Source organism: Clostridium sp. UBA7791 (assembly GCF_002480755.1).
Lineage (GTDB): Bacteria > Bacillota > Clostridia > Clostridiales > Clostridiaceae > Clostridium_J > Clostridium_J sulfidigenes.
In genome coordinates, this window is record NZ_DLCT01000003.1 from 365,837 (window position 1) to 384,169 (window position 18,333).

Annotated in this window: 16 protein-coding genes and 1 riboswitch; of the genes, 14 read left to right on the plus strand and 2 right to left on the minus strand. The window is 27.0% G+C overall.

The genetic code is table 11. From position 1 onward, the window contains the following. Positions 1-210 precede the first annotated feature (210 nt). From B3Z56_RS03285 to B3Z56_RS03315, 7 genes are all read left to right on the plus strand, one after another. Positions 211-1,155 carry an ABC transporter ATP-binding protein gene (locus B3Z56_RS03285; protein WP_346847527.1) on the plus strand — a complete coding sequence of 315 codons (945 nt, stop codon included), beginning with the start codon at positions 211-213 and terminating at the stop codon, positions 1,153-1,155. A gap of 25 nt (positions 1,156-1,180) precedes the next feature. Next, positions 1,181-2,848: an ABC transporter permease subunit gene (locus B3Z56_RS03290; RefSeq protein ID WP_346847526.1), complete on the plus strand. Its 1,668-nt coding sequence runs from the start codon at positions 1,181-1,183 to the stop codon at positions 2,846-2,848. A 167-nt stretch (positions 2,849-3,015) separates the two neighbouring features. After that, positions 3,016-3,192, plus strand: a riboswitch (cobalamin riboswitch). A gap of 684 nt (positions 3,193-3,876) precedes the next feature. Beyond that, the gene (locus tag B3Z56_RS03295) at positions 3,877-4,932 is read left to right on the plus strand and encodes an HD-GYP domain-containing protein (protein WP_346876571.1); all 1,056 of its coding nucleotides are present in this window, start codon (positions 3,877-3,879) and stop codon (positions 4,930-4,932) included. A 14-nt stretch (positions 4,933-4,946) separates the two neighbouring features. Then, positions 4,947-6,245 carry a hypothetical protein gene (locus B3Z56_RS03300; protein ID WP_346878237.1) on the plus strand — a complete coding sequence of 433 codons (1,299 nt, stop codon included), beginning with the start codon at positions 4,947-4,949 and terminating at the stop codon, positions 6,243-6,245. Between the two features lie 292 nt (positions 6,246-6,537). Continuing rightward, complete coding sequence (locus tag B3Z56_RS03305) at positions 6,538-7,518, plus strand: cation transporter (protein WP_346847523.1); 981 nt, start codon at positions 6,538-6,540, stop codon at positions 7,516-7,518. 240 nt (positions 7,519-7,758) lie between these two features. Then, the gene (locus tag B3Z56_RS03310; RefSeq protein WP_346847522.1) at positions 7,759-8,466 is read left to right on the plus strand and encodes an ABC transporter ATP-binding protein; all 708 of its coding nucleotides are present in this window, start codon (positions 7,759-7,761) and stop codon (positions 8,464-8,466) included. Then, on the plus strand, positions 8,466-10,037 hold the full coding sequence (locus tag B3Z56_RS03315) for a putative ABC exporter domain-containing protein (protein WP_346847521.1): 1,572 nt from the start codon (positions 8,466-8,468) through the stop codon (positions 10,035-10,037). The genes B3Z56_RS03310 and B3Z56_RS03315 overlap by 1 nt, the downstream gene beginning before the upstream one ends. Positions 10,038-10,214: 177 nt before the next feature. On the opposite strand, the gene B3Z56_RS03320 is transcribed toward B3Z56_RS03315, so the two are convergent. Then, positions 10,215-11,198: a HAMP domain-containing sensor histidine kinase gene (locus B3Z56_RS03320; RefSeq protein ID WP_346847520.1), complete on the minus strand. Its 984-nt coding sequence runs from the start codon at positions 11,196-11,198 to the stop codon at positions 10,215-10,217. Positions 11,199-11,211: 13 nt separating this feature from the next. Between B3Z56_RS03320 and B3Z56_RS03325 the strand changes: the two genes are divergently transcribed. From B3Z56_RS03325 to B3Z56_RS03340, 4 genes are all read left to right on the plus strand, one after another. Beyond that, positions 11,212-11,409, plus strand: coding sequence for a hypothetical protein (locus tag B3Z56_RS03325; protein WP_346847519.1), 198 nt, complete (start codon positions 11,212-11,214; stop codon positions 11,407-11,409). Positions 11,410-12,356: 947 nt separating this feature from the next. Next, the gene (locus B3Z56_RS03330) at positions 12,357-12,758 is read left to right on the plus strand and encodes a DUF4430 domain-containing protein (RefSeq protein ID WP_346878238.1); all 402 of its coding nucleotides are present in this window, start codon (positions 12,357-12,359) and stop codon (positions 12,756-12,758) included. A 1-nt stretch (position 12,759) separates the two neighbouring features. Further along, positions 12,760-13,275 carry a hypothetical protein gene (locus tag B3Z56_RS03335; RefSeq protein ID WP_346847517.1) on the plus strand — a complete coding sequence of 172 codons (516 nt, stop codon included), beginning with the start codon at positions 12,760-12,762 and terminating at the stop codon, positions 13,273-13,275. A gap of 216 nt (positions 13,276-13,491) precedes the next feature. Beyond that, positions 13,492-14,043, plus strand: coding sequence for a GNAT family protein (locus B3Z56_RS03340; RefSeq protein WP_346847516.1), 552 nt, complete (start codon positions 13,492-13,494; stop codon positions 14,041-14,043). Between the two features lie 82 nt (positions 14,044-14,125). On the opposite strand, the gene B3Z56_RS03345 is transcribed toward B3Z56_RS03340, so the two are convergent. Beyond that, a complete protein-coding gene (locus tag B3Z56_RS03345; RefSeq protein WP_346847515.1) occupies positions 14,126-15,052 on the minus strand; it encodes a DMT family transporter in 927 nt (308 codons plus the stop codon). A gap of 473 nt (positions 15,053-15,525) precedes the next feature. On the opposite strand from B3Z56_RS03345, the gene B3Z56_RS03350 reads away from it, so the two are divergent. The 3 genes from B3Z56_RS03350 to B3Z56_RS03360 are packed head-to-tail and all read left to right on the plus strand — an operon-like array spanning position 15,526 to position 18,184. After that, complete coding sequence (locus tag B3Z56_RS03350) at positions 15,526-16,479, plus strand: ABC transporter permease (RefSeq protein WP_346878239.1); 954 nt, start codon at positions 15,526-15,528, stop codon at positions 16,477-16,479. Continuing rightward, on the plus strand, positions 16,469-17,428 hold the full coding sequence (locus tag B3Z56_RS03355; protein WP_346878240.1) for an iron chelate uptake ABC transporter family permease subunit: 960 nt from the start codon (positions 16,469-16,471) through the stop codon (positions 17,426-17,428). The genes B3Z56_RS03350 and B3Z56_RS03355 overlap by 11 nt, the downstream gene beginning before the upstream one ends. Continuing rightward, on the plus strand, positions 17,429-18,184 hold the full coding sequence (locus tag B3Z56_RS03360; protein WP_346878241.1) for an ABC transporter ATP-binding protein: 756 nt from the start codon (positions 17,429-17,431) through the stop codon (positions 18,182-18,184). The last annotated feature ends 149 nt before the right edge of the window (positions 18,185-18,333 follow it).

The following is an 18,333-nucleotide window of genomic DNA, read 5'->3' on the forward strand; positions in this document are numbered from 1 at the left end:
ATCATGGCTGAAAGAGTAAAGCTTTTAAAATAATTATTTGGATGTTATTTATAAATGTTACTTATATCAGAATTTAATTCTTAAGAAATTATTACTTTTGATAGAAAAATTAAAGTGATTATTACATCTTTCTTACAATTAGAGGAAACTTATTTTCAAAGTATTAAAGGTATTGTATGCTAACATCATCAAAGATTATGAGGTGAGGAAATGTCTAAAGTTCTAGAATTAAAAAATGTTACTAAAATTATGGGTAATCGTAAAATAGTTGACAATGTCAGTTTTGAAATAAACTCAGGAGAAATATTTGGATTTTTAGGACCAAATGGTGCAGGTAAAACTACTACTATTAAGATGATTACAGGACTTTTAAAAATTGATGAAGGAGATATTTTAATTAGCAATAATGATGTAAAGAAAAATTTTGAAAAAGCTCTTTCTCAAGTAGGGGGGATTATTGAAAATCCAGAGATGTATGGATATCTTACAGGACGTACAAATTTAGAGATATATGGCAGAATGCATGGTAATATTTCTAAAGAACGTATTAATGAAGTTATAAAATTAGTGAAACTTGAAAATCGTATTAATGATAAAGTGAAAAAATATTCTCTTGGAATGCGTCAAAGACTTGGTGTTGCTCAAGCATTATTACACAATCCTAAGCTTTTAATTTTAGATGAACCTACTAATGGATTAGACCCAATGGGAATTAAAGAGTTACGTGATACCCTAAGACATTTGGCAGAAAAAGAGGGACTAGCAGTTTTAGTGTCAAGTCACTTACTTAGTGAAATGGAGCTTATGTGTGATCGAGTTGGAATAATAGATAATGGAAAAATTATAGATATTAAAACATTAAAAGATATTAAAAAGCAAAATATCGAAAGCTTGATAACCTATGAATTAGAAGTAAGTAATTATAGTTTAGCGAGGAAAATTATAGAGAATGATTATAGTAAAATATCTGAAGAGATTACTGTAGACTTCAAAGAAAATAAAATATTAATTTCTTGTTCTCGTGATGAAATTGCCAATGTTAATAAAGCTTTAATTATGGAGAATATATTAGTTTACACTATTAAGCCTATTAATAACACTCTTGAAGATGAATTTATGAAGGTAACAACAGGATCAAAAATGCAAATAGTGTAATATAGTAGAAAAGGAGCAGAGTTTAATGAGTAAAGTATGTGGACTAATAAAAAATGAATTGATAAAACAATATAAAAAAACTAGTGTTAAAGTAATAGTGATTTTAATACTTTTAGCTAGCATAATGTTACCAGTAGCTTTAAAATTTTTACAGAATAGAGATGAGTCAAAGTGGTATATAAATAGCTATAATCAAGACATTCAATGGCAACAAACAGAAATAACTAATATTGATTCAAGTAAGAAAAATAAAGACATTCAGAAGAAAATTTTTGAAGAAAACATTAAAAAATCACAAACGCTAATAGATAGTAATGTTTCTTGGGATGATTGGAGAAATGAAGTAGCTGGAGAGGCTTCTAATAAATCAAAAGAGGCTATTATTCTATCAGGAATTTCAGAAGGGTTAGCAGGTGAAGAATTATTTTTTAATATACATGAATTTGATGTAAATATGTTTAATGAATATTTAGGAATGAGCAAGGATGAACTTCAAAAGATAATAACTTCTAAAAATAAAGAAAGTAAGGAATTATATGATTCTGTTATAAAAAATGATTACTTAGTTTACTTAGATAAGAATATTAAATCTTCTAAGGAGGAAATTAAAAATTTAAAGTCAACTATTAAAACATCAGAAGATGAAGTGAAGAAAAATCCTAATAATAAAAATTTTGTTACATCTCTAGAGAATTCTAAAATTCAGCTTGATGCTTTGGAGAAAAGACTTAAGGCAACCGAATATAGATATAATAATAAAATTCCTTATGACAATAAGAATTGGAAAAACAACACTATTAGGGATATTTCCTATAAGATTGATGAAAATGGTGAAAGACTGCTTAGTGAAACTGAATTTACACAATACAATAGCGAGAAAATAGCAAAAGGATATACTTATGAGGAGTACAAAAAAGACTATGAAAAGAAAACAAAGTCTATAGAACAGGCTATAGTTCTTGATTGGTATAGTCTTGAAAATAATATACCACAAGTTAAATTTGATAATGATATTAGAAATTCTGTAGATAGAACTTATTTAATGTATGTTAGTGTTGCCATTATACTATGCATAATAATTGGAGGAGGTATAGTTTCTTCAGAGTATTCTACAGGGACTGTTAGATTGCTTATGATTAGACCAGTATCTAGATGGAAAATTTTATTTTCTAAATTAGTATCAGTATTTATAATTGGGTATGGGGTACTGTTAACTACAGTTATATTAAATATTATATCAAGTGGAATTGTAAATGGTTTTGGAGGACTTGCTACAAAAGTAATTTCTTTCAGTGGAGAAAGTATAGTTCAGCAAAGCTTTGTAATTTCAATTATACCTAAGCTTTTATTCTCAAGCATTAGCTTAATATTTATAATAGCTTTAGTATTTGCAATATCAACTATTATAAAAAATACAGCTTTAGCAGTTGGTCTTACTACTGTAGCATATTTAGGTAGCTCAGTTGCTACAATGATTATGGCAAGCTTAGGTATGAGATGGGTAGGTAAAACTATATTACCCTATATGAATTTATCAACTTTCATTACAAATTCCCAATATGTTGAAATGTTTAAAAGTGAATATAGTATAGTTTTAAGTTCAACTATGGGGGCAATTCAATTGATTGTGTTTGCTACAATATTAATTATAGCTTCATTCTTAGTGTTCCAAAAGCGAGATGTAATGAATTAATTTATATAATGAAATTATAAGTGAAAATATTTCTATATTTATTTAAAAAAGTGGGGTTGACAATATTAATCTAGTTAAGTAGAATAATAATTGTAAGGGGAATGGAAAGTTAATTTTATAAAATAACTACAACTTACATTTTAAACTTATTAGATTAAAAATAAATTTAATATATAGAGTCCGATAGGTGTACTAAGTACTTAATAGGGAATTTGGTGAAAATCCAAAGCTATCCCAGTAACTGTAAGTGAGGACGACTTAGCAAAAGCCACTAATTTGTTTTGGGAAGGTGCTAAGAAGTATGATTCACAAGCCAGGAGACCTGCCATGGGATTATGAAATTTGATACTTTCTGAGGAAGAGTTAAAAGATTTATCCAGTGATGGTTTAGGTAAAATATAGTATTTATGTTTATAGGTTTAAACTATAAATTAAATTGCAAAAGCTTTCACTTATTTAAATTTAGTATATTCCAAGATAGGTATCAATGATATCTATCTTTTTTTATTGTATTTATATGGCTAGGAGAATCTACAAGGAAGTGGATTGTAGAATATATAAGCTATTTTACAGTTTAAATAAACTATGAAGCTACAAAGGCGTGGCTTTCTCCTATATAAAATATACAAATAAAGTAACTATATTTTAATTGTTACTTTAGTTATTAACTTAAAGTTTTCAACCCAAAACTTTAGTCAATATAAATGTAAATTTTCTACTTATGTCCCTCTTAGTGGTTTGGATAAAACCAACTAATTTCACACAGGGATGTAACCACTATAATTTGTAGTGGTTACATCCTATAACCCTATAATTGGATAAATATATGATTAAATATAAAAGAAATTAAGACTATATCGAAAATTTATGATATAGTCTTAATTTTTTCTACCAACATTGGTTTATCAAGTTATTTTCATAATATACAGTATATGTATAAATAATCAAATTAAAGTATCATATAATTTATAGATATGATATGATAAAGTAATAAAATACAGATAATTATGTTTATGGAGAGGGATTATATGAAATTAACATTGCTTAAGGATTTGCAGGGAAATGAAATACTTGCTAAGGACATTATTACAGGCTCGGGTAAGACTTTGTTAAAAAAAGGTATTATAATTACTGATCAAGTAAAAAATAGTATTGAACAGCAAGGGATTTTTTTTCTGTATGTACAAGACGATGACTTAAAAGACATAAAAGATGATAGTAAACTTATAAATTTAAAAAAGAATATACTTCAAACCATACCTAATATGTTTAGTGACTTAATAAATTATGATAATAAATCTTTAAGTAAATCTCTAACTATGGTTGATGATTTAGTTGAATATATACAGAGTGAAAACTACATAAATCTAAATTTATATGAAGTAAAATTATATGATGATTATACATACATACACTCTGTGGATACTAGTATTATGGCAATTTTTCTAGGAGTAAATATGAATTTTTCGAAATCAAGATTACGTGATTTAGCCATATCATCTCTATTTCATGATATAGGAAAAACGAAAATATCTAGTAGAATCATAAATAAACCAGATAAATTAACTGAAGATGAGTTCAAGCAAATTAAGATGCACCCATTATACGGTAGAGATATACTACTTGGTAATCCTATAATAAATGAAGAGATAATAGGTGGAGTAATAGAACATCATGAAAAGTATAATGGTACAGGTTATCCTTATGGATTAAAAGATAATGAAATATCACAATTTGCAAAAATCATTTCTATATGTGATGTGTTTACGGCCATAACATCAGATAGATGCTATAGAAAAAAATTTGACCCTAGAGAAGCTTATGAATTAATTTTAGCAGAGACATATACAAGTTTTGATCCTGAAATAATTAAGTTGTTTAAAGATACATTTGCAGTTTATCCATTAGGATGTCCTGTATATCTATCAAATAATTTATTTGGGTATGTGGTAAGTCAAAATAATGGGTTCCCAGATAGACCAGTAGTAAGAATTGTGAAAGATGAATATAATAATAAAATTAGTCCTTATGAGATTGATTTAAAGAATATTATAAATTTAACAATCATAAGCACTATAGTGTAGTATTTGTAAAGTAAATGGTATCTAAGGAGATGATTATCATAAATAGTGATGTAGGTGAAAGCTATATAGGAAATATTAAGGTTTTAAAAAATTTATATAAAGAAATATGGTGGAGTATGCCTACATGTGTAGATATTCCCTTAGAAGCTAATGGATATATTAAGAAGAAGAAAAATGAGAAAAAGTTTGAGAAATTTATTGATGAATTTATTAAAATTATTGAAAGGTTTCCTTTGGAAGAAGAGAATAGAGAATTATGGAAGAAAAATAGTAACTCTTATCTTGAAAATATGATATTGGGAGAAGAATTATTTAAGCTAGGAACCATAGATAAAAAAATGAAGGATCAGTTTTTTACAAACACTAAGGTATTTATAAATCAGTGTAAGATCTTTGATAAAGAAATGAATTATGAAGATATTGGTCAAGCTATGAGAAATGTGTGGATTGTTAGTCTTCTTCAAAAGATGAAGGATATGGATATATCATTTACCATGGCTACTTTTGGATATAGCATGCTATATCCATATACTGACAATTATTTAGATAATTTAGATATATCAATAGAAGAAAAGAAAGAATTTAATAACAGGTTTTATAAAAGACTATGTGGTGAAGAGATAGAGGGGAGAAATTCTCATGAAAAGCAAGTGTTTAAGTTAGTTGAATATATAGAATCTGTTTTTAATAGAAATGATTATCCAAAAGTTTTTCAAGGTCTATTATTAATTCATGAAGGGCAAGTAAAAAGCCTAATTCAGCAAGAAGGTATAAGTAACCCCTATGAAAGGGATATGCTAGATATATCTATTGAAAAGGGCGGAGCATCTGTTATTGTGGATGGTTATCTTATAAATGGAAGCTTAAACAAAGAAGAGGAGATTTTTACCTATGGGTATGGATTTCTGCTTCAATTATGCGATGATTTGCAAGATGTAAGGATAGATTATGAGAATAAACATATGACTATAATGTCTCAACTAGCAGGAAAATATCATCTAGATAATATTGTTAATAAACTTATTAATCTAACTATCCATGTATTAGATGATGCAACGTGTTTTAAAGGGGAAAATATTGAAGATTTGAAAAAATTAATAAAAGATAATTGTATTTTAATGATAATCTTTGCTATTGTTATGAACAAAAATTATTTTTCAAAGGAGTATGTAAAAGAAATTTCTAAATACTTGCCTTTTACTATATCATATATTGAAAATATTAAGGGGAATTTACGAAGAAAGTTTGAAAATATTAAAAAATCTTATCATGGCATTTCATTAGAAGATATAATTTACTACTTAATTCAATAAAGGATTTATAAAAGGTTAAATTTAATTTATTTTAATTTAATTACGTAATTTATAAAATTTTTTAGTTGATATAACATTTAAAAAATGGTATGATTAAAACGTTGTACAGGTTATAATATAATAATTTATATATTAAGGGAGTAGTTAGCAGGAAGTATTAAATGACTTCATGGGATTAGGTCAACATACTGGATATTTAATATTCTGGTTTAATCTTAAAAGACGAGACTTATATTCTGATATTAGAATATAAGTCTCTTTTATTTTGTTAAAATACATAGGAGGAATGAAAATGATATACGCTTTATATGGAATTTTTGCTGCATTTGTAATTGGTTTTTCAATTAAATTGTCTTATTATGTAGACGAGCTTGATAAAAAAACAAATTTATCAGGAGCTTTTATTGGAGGTGTTATGTTAGCAGCAGTAACTTCACTTCCAGAGTTATTTACAAGTATTTCATCTACTATATTTTTGAATGAGGTACAATTGGTTTCAGGTAATATTCTTGGTAGTAATGTGTTTAACTTAACTATTTTAGCAGTATTAGTTTTAGTAGGAGTTAAGAGATTCAAAAGCTCTGTAGTAACATCAAGCCATAGGAATACACTGAAACTTTTAATGGTGATTTATGTAATAGTGTTTGTTGCTAATTATATTGGAAGAGAATTTTCATTTTTTAGTGTAAGCATATTCTCTATAGCAATTATGCTATTATATATCTTTGGTGTTAAGGCTATGTCAGGGGATGAATCTCCAGAAGATAGTGGAGAAAGTAATTGCAATCTTACAGTAAAGCAAATATATGTGAGGTTTACACTATTAAGTATAGGATTAATTGTGTTTAGTATAGGTATTACTATAGTAACAGATATGATTGCAAAGGAGTTAAACCTAGGGGTTACCTTGGCGGGGGCATTGTTCCTTGGAGTTGCAACTTCTCTTCCAGAATTAACATCTTCTATATCTTTAGCTAAAAAAGGTAATTTTAATGCTATGATTGGAAACATTGTAGGAAGTAATTTATTTAATTTTTGCATATTGTTTTTAGCTGATATACTATATATAAAAGGATCTATTTATCAACCATCGAACCAAGGATACTTATTAATAATATTTGGATTTATATGTACTGTAGTTGCTTATGGTATGTTAAAGATAAAAAAAGAACAAGCAAAGGAGATACATAAGGTATCAAGTTCGTTACCTTATGTATTAGCGAGTATGGCAATAGTGGCTAGTTATGTAACATATTTAACAATGTCAATATAAAATAATAGGTTTTAGAAGCTCTGCTTTTAAAACCTATTATTTTATTACTGAAATTTTCAACAAAGCCACTTTATTAGTTGTATTAGAATGAATTGTTAACATTTTATCATCTATACTTGTAATTACAATGGTTATTGTATAAAATGTTAATATTAGTAATTAAACTCAAGTGCAAATGTGGGTAACTATATTTAGTAAAAAATCTAGTATTAAGTTAAACTTTAAGGGATGGTGATTTCGGTGTTAGTTATAAATAATGTCACGAAGAAATATGGAAAATTTGTTGCTAATGATAATATAAGTTTTCAAGTGGGCGATGGAGAGATAGCAGTACTTTTAGGGCCTAATGGTGCTGGAAAATCTACTATTATTAAATGTATATGCGGACTATTAAGATTTCAAGGAAATATATCCATAGAAGGTTTTGATAATAAATCCATAGAAGCTAAAAGAATAATTGGATATATACCAGAAGTACCTGTACTATATGATATGTTAACAGTGGAAGAGCATTTAGAATTTATTGCACGAGGTTATAATCTTACTGACTGGAGAGAATATGCTGAAAAACTGTTAAGGATATTTGAACTAGATGACAAAAAACAAAAGTTTGGGAAAGAACTTTCTAAAGGAATGCAGCAGAAGGTAAGTATTTGTTGTGCATTACTTCCAAAACCTAAGGTTATAATTTTTGATGAACCTTTAGTAGGTCTTGATCCCCATGGAATTAAAGCATTGAAAGAATTAATAATGGAATTAAAAAATCAAGGTGCAGCAATGATAATAAGTACTCATATGATTGATAGTGTGAAAGAGTTCTGGGATGTAGCACATATCATGATGAATGGAAAGATTGCGGCAACAAGGGTAAAAAAAGATGCTGAAAAATCTAATGAAGGATTAGAAGAATTATTCTTTCATATCACTGAAGGAAAGGGTGATCAGTAGTGAAAGGAATAATTTATCTATGGAGAACAACCTTAAAAAATCGAATAAAGGATTTAAAGAATCATCCTGGTAAATTAATAGGATATATAATTTTGATAGCTTTAATGGTTTTTGTTTTTATAACCTCAGCTAAAACTTCTAATAATGTTGATGTAAATAACTTAAGTCCAATTGCGGAGCTAGGAGCAATAATATATGCACTATTTATGTTTTTATTTACAACTCAAATTATCCAAGGATTATCATCAGGAGCTACATTTTTTAAAATGTCTGATGTAAACTTACTCTTTGTTTCTCCCATATCATCTAAAAAAGTACTTATATATGGACTTATAAGACAGTTAGGTACATCTTTATTTATATCCATCTTTATACTATTTCAAGCTGGTGTACTTAAACAGAGGTATGGAGTAAATCCGCTAGGTGTAATAGTAATATTCCTAGGATATTTTATGTTAGTTTTCATAAGTAGTATCATATCTATGGCTATTTATTCAATTACTAGCGGAGATGACGGTAAAAAGAAAGCAGTAAAGATTTTAATTTATCTCCTAGTATTACCTTTAATAATTTCTATTCTATTTAATATAAAAGAAGGTGGAAGAGGTATAGGAGCTATAGTTAATGGGATAAATGTAAGTTATCTAGAATTTATTCCTTTTGTAGGGTGGATAAAAGGAGTAATTTATGGTATTTTGATAGGCGAAACCTCTAATGCGTTAATGTATATTTTAGCAACACTTATAGGCGTAGTATTAACTATAGTTATTCTTATGAAAAGTAAAAATGAATATTATGAAGACGTACTTCAAGCTACAGAAACTATGCATAAACGTGTGGAAGATGCAAAAGAAGGCCGAATAGTAGAAGTTAAAGATACTAAGAAGATAAAATTAAAAAATGTTGGAATAAATAAAGGAAGAGGAGCTTCTGTATTCTTTTTTAAGCATATGTTAGAAAATAGGAGAGCAGGAAAATTCTTTTTAGACAATACTACTTTAATTCAAATAGTAGTTGTGGTCATATTTACATTAACAATGAAGGACATAGGAAGTATAATGGCTACCTTTGCTATGGCCACATATATTCAATTATTTATGACTTTTGCAGGGCGCTGGGTTAGAGAACTAAAAATGCATTACGTATATTTAATTCCTGAAAGTCCACTTAAAAAACTTCTATATATAGTTTCTGAAAACTTAATAAAGTGTTTTGTAGATGGAATTATACTATTTGTTATTGCGGGAATCATATTAGGTTCTTCACCTATAGAAATATTAGTATGTATAATATCAAGATTGGGATTTGGAATGTTATTTATAGCAGGAGATGTATTGTCTCAAAAAATATTCAAACAAGTTACAGGGAAAGGCTTATTAATGTTTTTAACAATACTTGCATTGATAATAATTGCACTACCAGGAATTATAGGTTCTGTAATTGTAGCAATTATCTTTGATATAGGAACAATTTCAATAATAATTACATTTGCATGGAATATGTTCATATCTTTTATAATTATATGGCTATGTAAGAATATATTAAATAACATAGAACAGAATTTAGTATAGTAATAGATATATTACTTATTTATTTTAATATGATTTTAATAGAAATAAAATAGTCTTAAGTAGCTAATTATATTAGTTATTTAAGACTATTTTAAAATAAAAAATACTTTAGTAGAAAAAAAGTATTTTAATTATAATTAATAGTATTTTATTGAGAAAATTTAAAGGCAAAGAGTTTTATTGATATATATCAGAAAACTCAATTTGAATTCGTTCTATTTTGTTATTGTAGGATCTAATTGAAGGAGGCGCTGAATCTTTTGAATGGTCAGATTTTACTATTTTATTAGGGAAATATAAAGTGAACTTACTACCTTCACCAACCTTGCTTTCTAAAGTTATATCTCCATCATGTAGAACCATAAGAGATTTTACAAGGGATAAGCCTATGCCGGTACCTTCAGAATTATTCGTACTAGATTTATCAATTTGTACAAATCTATCAAATATTTTTCTTTTCATAGAATCATCTATACCAATACCTGTATCTTTAATGGAAATAATAGTATTATTATCATCTTCAGAGATATCAATAAAAATTGTTCCGCCTGGATTAGTAAACTTTACTGCATTAGATAAGAGATTTAAAATAATTCTTTCTAATTTATCCTCATCTATAGCAGTAATTTTTTCTTCCATAGCAGTATCAAAAATAATGTTTATTTCTTTAGATTTAATGAAATCTACAACTGAGTCTACGATATTTTCTACAGAATAAACTATATTAATATTTTCAAGATTAACTTTAAAAGTAGAAGCTTCAATTTTAGTTAAATCAAGAAGATTATTAATAAGTCGTATAAGTCTAAAAGAATTTTGTTTTATACAGTTAGTATATTTCTCTGCATTGCTTAAGTCTAGATTTGGATTTTTTAATTGCTGAGACAGAAGTTGATCGGCACTATATATAACATTGATAGGGGTTTTAAGTTCATGAGATACATCTGCAAAGAAGTTTGTACGCTCTTTCTCATGAGACATAAGTTTATTGTTAGTTTTTTTCAAATCAGACATAGTATCAAGTAATTTTTTATTACTTAAATAACTCTCTTTCATATGTCTAAATTTAATTATAGAAAAGCAAAATCCTAATATTAAATACAAACCTATATCAAATAAATTTTTCCATGCAGTGCTACTATAATTTAAAATATTCATCATATTAAATATATAAATGGATGATGAAGGGATAAGTACTAATAAAGATTTTTTAAAATCTATTAAGAAAAATAGATTTATTACAAAAATCAAAATCAAAAAAAAAGTGATACTTCCATTAACTTCAAGAAGAGAAATACAAGAATATAAAGATAAGTACGTACCACCAAAAAGAAAAATATTAAATAATAAGTTATATATAAAAGTTGTTTGATATTTTATAGGAATTAAATTATAAACTAATAACCAAACAACTAAAAATATAGTTATAATGGCATAGAGATAGATATTGTTAATCACTATAGGAATTTCATCAATTATATTAATTATAAATAACAATGTACTTGAAATAAGTGTAAGTATAGATAAGTTATAACTAAAGTATAAATTTTCACTTAATAAATATGTTTTTAAATCAGAATAGTTATTTAGTTTAATTTTCATTTTCCTTACCTCACTAGCATAAAATTCAATAGAATAAAATAAAAATTATATACCTCAACATTATAATGTGTTAATAAATTACAATTTATAATTTATGATAAACATATCCGCGGATAAAAAATGGATAAATGGGTACATTGCAATTAAAAATTTTTTAAATATTTTAATTATAAAGTATACTCATAATTTATAATTAATGTTCATACCACACATATCCATAACTAATATAGCATATATGTTAGTAAATATAAAAAAAGTTAGTATATACAAGTAAATTTGTTTTAATAAAAAATATGTTGATTTTTATTGAAATTTATCATTTTTATTTAAATTAAGACAAGAATAAATACATATATAACTAATACTTCTTTTTTATGAAAAAATTATGAAGAAAATTATAAAAACATAAAATATATTTCATGAATATTAACTTTGTGTTAATAATTTTAAACATAAAGTTAAATAAAGAAAAATTTATAGGTGTAAATTCAGTATATCGAATTAATATATAGATATTAGTATAAGGATTAAGAAGAGTAATAAATAATTATTTGGTTGATAGTATGTTATATGACTTAATTAGAATACATTGATTTTATAAAATATATATGATAGCATGTAAATGGAGTTGCTACATAAAATATATTATTAGTAGTCAGTAAAATCTCTCTTTCTCTACTGAAAGGGAGTTTATTTTGTTTCTTAGGAGGTAAAGATATGAAAAAAAATATGAAATCAATAATAATTTCTTTAATAGTTATAATTATTGCAATTGGTGGATTTTTTATCTACAAAAATTTTAATGCAAAGCAAAGAGTTGAAGGAGATAAAACTATAGAAGTTACAGTTATAAGTAAAAAGGATAATTATGAAAAAACTTATACACATTCAACTAATGCAGAAACTCTAGGAAAAGCACTAGATGAAATGAAGATAATTGTAGCTGATACATCTCAAGCTACTAGATTTATAACTGGAGTAGATGGACTAAATGCAGATGCTAACAAGCAAGAGTGGTGGAATTTAAAAATAAATGGAAAAAATTCCCAAACTGGTATAGATGATACTGCTATAAAAGATGGTGATAAGATAGAACTTATACTTACAATAGGTTGGTAATATGTATAAAACTAAAGATTTGATAATATTGGCATTACTTGGAGCGCTAATGCTTGTGTTACAAGTTATGATGAGTGGAATACCTAATATAGAACCAGTATCTTTTTTACTGGTAATATATACTTTAGTATTAGGCAGAAGAGCATTAGTAGTTGTAGTGGTATTTAACTTTTTACTAGGTCTTGTTAGTGGAATGGGAACTTGGTGGTTTGGATACTGGATTGTTTGGCCTATGCTAGTACTAGTAGTGCTGTTATTTAGAAAAATAATTAAAGAAAATTTTTTAGGTTGGAGTATAATATCCGGTGTGTTTGGAATGTTATTTGGAGCACTGTATTCAATACCATATATCTTTACAGTCTCTAAAACCTTTGCTTTAACTTATTGGATAAATGGAATACCCTATGATTTAATTCATATGGTAGGTAATTATTTTATTATGTTAATGCTTGGAAAAAGGGTATATAATTTATTGAAGAATTTAGTAGCAAAATATAATTTAGGCACTAAATTTTGAAGATAGATAGGTTTTAAAATATAAAAAGAACTTTGAAATTTCAAAGTTCTTTTTTATTTTTTAAGGAGTGGATTGGGGAATTAAGCCAATAAATAAAGTAATTAAAATGTATTTATGTTATATTTATCATATAGTGTCATTGCCATAACATATAATTTATATAAAATATAAACTAAAAGGCTAAGGAATAAATTGTAGAATCTAAGAGGTGGGAATATGAAGTTGCTAGAAACAGAAAGATTGATTTTGAGAAGTTGGAAAATAGCGGATTTAGATGATTTTTATGAGTATTCTAAAAATCCTAATGTTGGTCCTATGGCAGGATGGAAACCCCATAAGAATAAAGAAATATCTAAAGGTATACTTCAGTCATTTATAAAGAATAATGAGGTATGGGCAATTGTATATAAGAAAAATAATAGGGTAATTGGTTCAATTGGTAATCATAGAGATGTGAAAAGAAATTTATTAAAGGCAAGAATGATAGGATATGTACTTTCAGAAGAATATTGGGGAAAAGGAATTATGACTGAAGCAGTAAATAGGGTAATAAAATATTTGTTCGAAGAAATAAAATGTGAAGTAGTATCTTGTTATCATTATCACGGAAATCAAAAATCTAAAAGGGTTATAGAAAAGTGTGGATTTAAATATGATGGAACATTAAGAATGGCTAGCGAAACTTATGATGGAAGAATATATGATGATCTATGCTATTCCATAACTAAAATGGAGTATTGTGATGAATATAAAAATAAATATTTATAGGTAAAGTATAATAATTATAGATTGAATATATTTAAAATATAGACTCCATGAATAATTAGTTCGTAGAGTCTATTAATTTTAGTTAACTATTTTTAACCTTAGGTTTATTTACTATATATATTCCAACACATACAAATACAAGTGCCAACAGATTTTTCCAATGCCAAATAGATTCTTTTAAAAATATAGCAGAAAGAAAAACACCAAACACAGGTGTTAAAAAATTGTATATAGAAATTTTACCAACATTATTATGCTTTAATAAGATAGTCCATATTGTAAAAGCCACTGAAGAAAGAAGTGAGAGATATAAAAGTAATAGCATAGCTTCAGTAGAAGGTATAGAGGTTCGTGCACCTCCAAGTGCGCCTACAATTACAAGTAAAACCCCTCCAAAGAGTAGTTGCCATCCTGTGACTATCATGCTATCTTCTCTCTTAGCTGCTTCTTTACTTATAAGAGATCCAATTGCAAAGGAAGCAGCAGCAAGAATAATAAATCCTTCACCAGTAAAGGTAAAACCACTTCCAACTTTACCACCTAAGTTAATTATAACTACTCCCATAAATCCAACAATACATCCTAAAATCTTTTGGAAATTTAATCTATCATCTGAATATATAAAATGAGCAAGAATTACAGCCATAAAGGTTGCGGTACCGTTTAATATGGACCCCTTAACACCGGTAGTATGAGAAAGTCCTATGTAGAAAAATAAATATTCCAAAGTAGTTTGAATAAACCCAAGTAGTGCAATATGACTTAAGGCCTCTTTTTTAGGAAAAGGAAATTTTTTTTGAATTATCCAAGTTAATAAAATTACTAGAAGACCTGATAAAGCAAATCGATTGCCTGCAAAGAGAAGTTTACTAAAAATATCATTTTCGCCTATAGAAAATAAAGAGTAGCCAATCTTTATAGATGGATAGGCACTTCCCCAAAGTAAGGTACATAGTAAAGCTAACAATAAAATCACACCATTTTTTTGAAAAACATCTTTTTTACTCATAATTTAAATAATCCCCTCTGTACATTTAAAACTTAAATAATTACAAATTAACTTATGTTTATTGTGAATATAGTTTTAAAATTCTAATTATCTCAATTAGAATTTTACTATTATATGCAACCAATGTAAATGAACATTATTATTTGTTGTTTTTGACAATAAAATTTATCTTATCTAAAATGTAAAAACGAAATTTCAATATAAAAGTTCAATACAAATATATAAGGAAAATACAGAAAAATGGAGAATGGAGAATTTTGAGTAATTTAATCAAGTGTATTTAAGTCTTAAGAAGTTGAAAATGATTATCAATTAAGCTATTATGAAGTAGCGATAAGTATTATCAATTAAAATTATATTTCAATTGATAACGTAATTTTATTGTTACATCAAGTATATATAAGTGTTTAAGAATATCACATAATTTAATACATAAAGATATTTAGGATACGTAATAAAGTTTTGGAGGAAATATGAAAAAGAAATATTTAATTCCTTTATTCATAATACTGTGTATGTCTTCAATATTTATAGGGGTTCAAAATATAAGTATTACAGATATAATGCAATGGAACCAGGGTAAGATGAATATAATAATTTTAACTAGATTGCCGCGGCTTATTAGTATAGTGGTAGCTGGAGTAGGAATGAGCGTTGGTGGAGTTATAATGCAGCAAATTAGTAATAACAAATTTGTTTCTCCAAGTACAGCAGCTACCGTAGACTCAGCAAAGCTTGGGGTACTAGTTTCTATGCTACTATTTTCATCAGCAACTTTGATGCAAAAGATGATAACAGCATTTATATTTGCCCTTTTGGGAACCTTTGTATTTATGAAAATACTTAAAAGCATAAAAATGAAAAATGTTGTATTCATACCTCTAGTGGGAATAATGGTAGGAAATGTTATAGGGTCTATGACAGATTTCTTTGCTTATAAAAACAATTTAGTTCAAAGTATGGGAACTTTTCTCCAAGGAGATTTTTCCATGATTATAAAGGGAAATTATGAGCTCCTCTATTTGACTATACCATTATTAATATTAGCACTTTTGTATGCTAATAAATTTACTATTATAGCAATGGGGGAGGATATCTCATCAAATTTAGGGATTAACTATAATAAGGTTGCCAATATTGGAGTTATAATTGTTGCATTGATTTCAGCTTTAGTAGTAATAACTGTTGGGAATATACCTTTTATAGGATTAATAGTTCCGAATATAGTATCTATATTTAAAGGGGACAATCTTAGTAAGAATATTTGGGATACAGCTTTGTTTGGGGCAATATTTGTACTAGCATGTGACATTATAGGTAGACTTGTAATTCATCCCTATGAAGTACCTATAAGTCTTACTGTAGGAGTTACAGGAAGTATTATATTCCTTTACCTGATATTTAGGAGGAATAGAAATGAAGGATAATATAGATAAAAAAAAGTTATATATACTTGGAATAGTTGCATTATTTGTTATTGGCTTATTTTTGTTTGAAGGATTAAATGGTAGAAACTGGTATTATAACCTATCAAAGAGAATACCTAAGGTTATAGCTATAGCAGTTACTGGAGGGTCAATAGCCTTTTCTTCTATGATATTTCAGACAGTAACAAATAATAGAATCCTAACGCCAAGCATACTTGGACTTGATTCCTTATATATGTTTGTACAAACCATATCCGTGTTTTTATTCGGAGCATCAAGTATATTTATGATAAACAGAAATGTGAATTTTATGGTTTCAGTTACAATAATGTTAGTTGGAACTTTAGTTCTTTATAAAATATTATTTAAGAAAGATGGAAATAGTAATATATTCTTTTTGCTATTGGTGGGAACAGTATTGGGAACCTTGTTTAAAAGTATGACATCTTTTATGCAAGTAATAATTGATCCAAATGAATTTGAAACATTACAAAGTAAAATGTTTGCTAGCTTTGCTAATGTTAATACGGATATATTGTTAATATCAGTAATAGCCTTACTAATCATTTTTGTATTATTTTATGATGATGTAAAAAAATTAGATGTTATGCTTTTGGGAAGAGATCAAGCTATAAACTTAGGAATAGATTTTGATAGATTTTCTAAAAAAATATTAATAGTTGTAGCAGTATTAGTATCAATATCTACAGCTTTAGTTGGACAAATAACCTTCCTTGGATTATTGGTGGTTAATCTATCTTATCAGTTTCTTAATACATATAAACATAGTTATCAAATAACGGGAAGTATATTGATAAGTATAATTGCTTTAATAGCTGGACAGTTCATAGTGGAAAGAATATTAAACTTTGGAAGTACAGTAAGTATAATAATTAATTTTATTGGTGGAATTTACTTTATATATCTTTTAATGAAGGAGGGAAAATAAATGATAGAAGTTAGAGGTATAGTTAAAAAGTATGGAGATAATCCAGTAGTAGACAATGTATCTTTAAACATAGAAAAAGGTAAGATTACTTCTTTCATAGGACCTAATGGAGCAGGAAAGAGTACTTTACTATCAATGATATCTCGTATTATGAAGAAAGATGAAGGCGAAGTTATTATAGATGGTAGGGGGTTAGAAAAATGGGACACTAAGGGACTAGCTAAAAAAATAGCTATACTTAAACAATCTAACAATATAAATGTAAGATTAACTATAAAGGAAATAGTTAGCTTTGGACGTTACCCTCACTGCGAAGGTAGACTGACAAAGGAAGACACAAAGTATGTAGATGAAGCCATAGAATATATGCAACTTAAGGATATTGAAGATAGATATTTAGATGAGCTTAGCGGTGGACAAAGACAAAGAGCATATATTGCTATGGTAATAGCTCAAAATACAGAGTATGTACTATTAGATGAACCATTAAATAACTTAGATATGAAACATTCAGTACAGATGATGAAAGTATTAAGAGGGCTAGTGGATGATCTTGGAAAAACTGTAGTGATAGTTATGCACGACATAAATTTTGCATCAGTTTACTCAGATAAAATAGTTATTCTTAAAGATGGAAAGATAGTTAAAGATGATATAACTGATGCCATAATATCAAAAGATGTTTTAGAAGACGTATATGAAATAGATTTTCACATAAAGAATATAAACGGAAACAACATCTGCGTATATTTCTAAGAGAGACCCCAAATCTATGATTTGGTTGGTCGAACTTAAGTGACCATTTTAATCTATGATTTAATTATGGAAACTTACTCATTTGAGTGTAACGAAAAGGAGTAAGTTTCAAATAGTAAGGTGACAAGGAGTATCCTTACGAGCAAAGC